The organism is Colwellia sp. BRX10-1, from assembly GCF_014077545.1.
In the GTDB taxonomy this organism is placed as follows: domain Bacteria; phylum Pseudomonadota; class Gammaproteobacteria; order Enterobacterales; family Alteromonadaceae; genus Colwellia_A.
In genome coordinates this window covers 1-2,497 of the sequence record NZ_JACGWC010000057.1, presented here as the reverse complement: position 1 = coordinate 2,497, position 2,497 = coordinate 1, and the positions used below count along the sequence as shown (strand labels likewise).

Genomic DNA, 2,497 nt, shown 5'->3' with positions numbered 1-2,497 from the left:
AAGTTGCTCGTGCAGTAATAAATAATTTGCATATAACAAGCAATTCAACTGGGACAAAAAACAGTTGGCTGTTTTCGTTCCTCAACATTTTAGCCAACAATTTTTTGCCCGTTAATTGGGCGTTAGCCATATGGTGTTTTAATGAAAATTTGTGTAATGACTGTACTTCTGTTTTTATCATCAGTGATAACGGCAAATACACTGCAAGATAATATTCTTGGGCATTGGGTGTGTGAGCCATATAAGAAGTATTTAACTGATACAGTATATTTCAATGTCGAAATAGATAGTTATTTTTATGACGATGGTACAGGGTTCGATATTCAGACTTGGAAATATAGTGTTGAAGAAGAGCAAATTTGGTTTTCACTTAAATTAACTGGTCCATGGAAACTAAAAGATGGAGTGCTAATTGAAACCACTAATGAAGAAAGTATTTTAGACACCTCCGATAGAATAAAAGAATTACCAAACTTTAATGTTAAGGAAGTGTTTAAGTCACTTAATGACACTGTCTATCCCTTAAATAGTAAATCAGAAATTTTAACACTTTCTAAATCTGCGTTTATATCAAAAAAATTAAGTGATGGAGAAATTGTCAGTTGTGTACGTGGTTCAAATAATGGCTAACAAGCCATTCAAGCAGGACAAATAACAGTTGGCTATTTGCTCCTTCGTCGCCTATTTTAGCCAACCATTATTTGCCTCTTAATGGGGCGTTATATTGCTAGTTAAGTTTAGTAGTTTTATCATCGTCAATATCCATTATTCTAAAGGGAATTACATTATGGAAGATTTAGGATTTATGTTTGGAATTATTGGTATGTCAATGGGCGTTCCTGCTTTTGTCTTTGCCACGATTTCAATGAGTAAAATAGATAAACTTGAAAAAAGGTTAAAAAGAATTAGATGTTTTAAATCAAGATTTTAAATCAAGATTTTAAATCAAGTTGATTCTGATTTAATTACTCTGTTGTTGGTGTGATCGGAATATAACAAGGCATTCAAACGGACAAATAACAGTTGGCTGTCGTTCGTGCCTCACTATTTTAGCCAACTATTATTTGCCGCTTAATGTGGCGTTATACGGTTTAAGAAATTTGTGCATAATTGCTAATTGAGTAACTTTAAATTACATTGGTTTTTACTATGGAGGGTTAATCATGAAAAACGTTAAATTTATTTATCTATATTTCTTATCTGGTGTTTTATTCCTTATTTTATCCGGTGCTTATTATTCAACTGAGAATAGTAATCTTACTCCTGTTTTTGCAAGTATTGGCTTCGTTATTATTTCTATCAGCTTTGTCCTTTTAAGTCGCAATAAAAGTTGTAAATCCAAAAATAACAATTCAGAGTAAAACCGTATAACAAGCCATTCAAGCAGGACAAATAACAGCTGGCTATTTGCTCCTTCGTCGCTTATTTTAGCCAACTATTATTTGCCTCTTAATGGGGCGTTATGTGTACTAAATGAATCCTCATATTTATCAATATCTATCAGAACTTTTATCGCACTATGAACATCTCAATATAGATGAAATAGCTTCATTCGAATATAAAAAAATTGGTCAAGTTACAATCAGTGGTAAAAAATATCAAGCTTCTATATTTGGCGAATCTATTTATAATAATGAGGCTATTCTTATAGGTGAACTTAAAACTTCACATTTATTTGGGTTATGGGGCACAACTGAATGTATAGGCACATACTTTGATATTAATGGTAATAAATCTACTGTTGATGCATATTGGATTATGCACGAGGTTGGTTATCCATAGTACACATAACAAGACGTTCAAACGGACAAAAAACAGTTGGCTGTTTCACTCCGTTCACAATTTTAGCCAACAATTTTTTGCCGCTTAACTTGGCGTTATATTTTTCACAAGGATAGGAGTCAATCATGACTATAGTGCACAAAAATATTATTTCATTTTTACTCGGCAGTTCATTTGCTTACCTGTTTGTTTGGTTAATTGGTTTTGTTTCTGCAATGCCAGTCCCAGAATTTCTTCAAGCGTATAGTGAGTTTGTGGTCTCATATTATTCAAATATATTAATTGTCATCTTTTCGGCAGTTTTGTCATTAATTATTATGTTTGTGGTACGTAAAGCATTCATATTATTTACTAAGAAAAATTTATTTTACTTTACTCTGCCAATAGTTTTATTCTTAACTTATCTTTTGGTATTTTTAAGTTTTGCAGTAGTTCCGTTAATGTACGCAGCAATACCAACACTTTTAATAGCGGCACTAATTTCTAACGACGCACAAAAAATATAACAAGCTATTCAAGTGGGACAAATTACAGTTGGCTGGTTCCGCTTCGCTTCACATTTTAGCCAACTACAATTTTCCCCTTAATAGGGCGTTATATTCACTAAGTTAGCAGAAAGCTATGAATCAATATTTTGAAGAACACTTTTCAGGATTAAAATTACAAAAACCTCTTTTTTATAATTGGCCTATCGGCTTAAGGTTTGAGATTGGAC

General features: G+C 32.4%; 4 protein-coding genes. All 4 read left to right on the top strand.

What is annotated here, in order from left to right; genetic code table 11:
- Nucleotides 1–141: 141 nt before the first annotated feature.
- The 4 genes from H4J75_RS19445 (at nucleotide 142) to H4J75_RS19430 (ending at nucleotide 2,288) form a co-directional block, all read left to right on the top strand.
- Nucleotides 142–630: a hypothetical protein gene (locus H4J75_RS19445; RefSeq protein ID WP_182223031.1), complete on the top strand. Its 489-nt coding sequence runs from the start codon at nucleotides 142–144 to the stop codon at nucleotides 628–630.
- Between the two features lie 157 nt (nucleotides 631–787).
- Entirely contained in the window at nucleotides 788–931 is a 144-nt protein-coding gene (locus H4J75_RS19440) for a hypothetical protein (RefSeq protein WP_182223030.1), read from the top strand.
- A 542-nt stretch (nucleotides 932–1,473) separates the two neighbouring features.
- Nucleotides 1,474–1,782: a hypothetical protein gene (locus H4J75_RS19435; RefSeq protein WP_182223029.1), complete on the top strand. Its 309-nt coding sequence runs from the start codon at nucleotides 1,474–1,476 to the stop codon at nucleotides 1,780–1,782.
- Nucleotides 1,783–1,907: 125 nt separating this feature from the next.
- Nucleotides 1,908–2,288: a hypothetical protein gene (locus tag H4J75_RS19430; RefSeq protein ID WP_182223028.1), complete on the top strand. Its 381-nt coding sequence runs from the start codon at nucleotides 1,908–1,910 to the stop codon at nucleotides 2,286–2,288.
- Nucleotides 2,289–2,497 lie beyond the last annotated feature (209 nt).

Coding starts and splice junctions, on each gene's coding strand:
- H4J75_RS19445 (WP_182223031.1), top strand. CDS start 142: ATGAAAATTTGTGTAATGACTGTACTTCTGTTTTTATCATCAGTGATA.
- H4J75_RS19440 (WP_182223030.1), top strand. CDS start 788: ATGGAAGATTTAGGATTTATGTTTGGAATTATTGGTATGTCAATGGGC.
- H4J75_RS19435 (WP_182223029.1), top strand. CDS start 1,474: ATGAATCCTCATATTTATCAATATCTATCAGAACTTTTATCGCACTAT.
- H4J75_RS19430 (WP_182223028.1), top strand. CDS start 1,908: ATGACTATAGTGCACAAAAATATTATTTCATTTTTACTCGGCAGTTCA.